2 protein-coding genes are annotated in these 1,302 nt (G+C 64.1%); both read left to right on the forward strand.

The features are described from left to right. Positions 1-45: 45 nt before the first annotated feature. Positions 46-336 (forward strand): transposase, encoded by a 291-nt coding sequence (locus tag A5788_RS10100; RefSeq protein ID WP_005195137.1) that lies wholly within the window; start codon positions 46-48, stop codon positions 334-336. Next, entirely contained in the window at positions 333-1,271 is a 939-nt protein-coding gene (locus A5788_RS10105) for an IS3 family transposase (RefSeq protein ID WP_020169764.1), read from the forward strand. The genes A5788_RS10100 and A5788_RS10105 overlap by 4 nt, the downstream gene beginning before the upstream one ends. The last annotated feature ends 31 nt before the right edge of the window (positions 1,272-1,302 follow it).

Below are 1,302 nucleotides of genomic sequence, written 5' to 3' on the forward strand. Positions count from 1 at the left end.
TGAGGTTCCCCCCGAACCGTAGAGGCATCGATAATGAGGAGCACGATGCCAGAGAAGCGGAAGAAGTACGACCGGGAGTTTCGTGATGGGGCGGTCCGGATCGTCGAGGAGACAGGTAAGCCGATCGCCCAGGTCGCTCGAGACCTGGGGGTCAACGAGGGCACCTTGGGTAACTGGGTCAACCGGGCGCGCGCCGAGCGGGAGGGCCGCGGCGAGCTGACCGTTGATGACGCTGCTGAGCTCAAACGGTTGCGTGACGAGGTCGCCGAGCTGCGCATGGAGCGTGATGTCCTCAAGCGATCAGTGGTCCTGTGGGTGAAGGAGGCGACGAAGTGAGCGTGGCACGCTTTATCGCCGACCAGAGGACCAACTATCGGGTGCCACACGCGGTGTCCTGCCGGCTGCTCGGGGTCAGCGAGGCGTGGTTCTACAAATGGCATAAGCGGACCCAATCGCCGGGTGCGGCAACGGGTTTGCACACCACCCGCGACTATCGCCGGGACACCATCGACCGGGCCGTGGCGGTGGCGCTCGACAAGGCCCGCGGCCTGCACGGGTCACCGCGCCTGCATGCGGATCTGCGTGCTGACGGGTGGACGGTGACCGAGAAGACTGTCGCTGATTCGATGTGTCGTCAGGGCCTGGTCGCGCGGCGGATCCGCCGGCGCAACGGGCTGACCCGTCAGGACAAGACCGCCCCGAAGTTCCCCGATTTGTTGGGTCGCGATTTCACCGCACAGTGCCCCGATCAGCGGTGGGTCGGCGACATCACCGAGATCCCGACCGCGGCGGGCAAGCTGTATCTGGCCACGGTCATCGACCTCTACAGTCGCCGCCTGCTGGGGGCGGCCACCAGTCGTCACCCGGATGCAGCGTTGGCGTGTGCGGCGATCGAGATGGCGGTCGCCACGCGGGGCGGTATGCAGGCGATATGGCGTGATGACGATGCGCAGAAGCTGATTTTCCACACCGATCGTGGGTCGACGTACACCGCGAAACGGTTCACCAGGCTGTGCCAGAAGATGGGTATCCGGCAGTCGATGGGCCGGGTCGGATCGTGTTTCGACAACGCCGCAGCGGAGGCATTCTTCTCTTCTTTGGAGTGGGAAGTGTTGTCACGCAACGAGTTCCATACTATCATGGAGGCGCAGGCGGTCGTGTTGGAGTGGTGCTACGGCTTCTACAATCACCAGCGTCGCCACAGCGCGATCGGGATGATGAGTCCGGTCGACTACGAGAACACCGCAGTCACCGAGCCCGAAGCCGCATAGAGGAGTCCTCCACGATTCCGGGGGAACCACA

Origin of the sequence: Gordonia sp. 852002-50816_SCH5313054-c (assembly GCF_001665925.1) — a bacterium.
GTDB classification, from domain to species: domain Bacteria; phylum Actinomycetota; class Actinomycetes; order Mycobacteriales; family Mycobacteriaceae; genus Gordonia; species Gordonia jacobaea.

What these genes read in the sequence shown, in the direction of transcription:
- A5788_RS10100 (WP_005195137.1), top strand. Translation starts at nt 46, where the DNA reads ATGCCAGAGAAGCGGAAGAAGTACGACCGGGAGTTTCGTGATGGGGCG.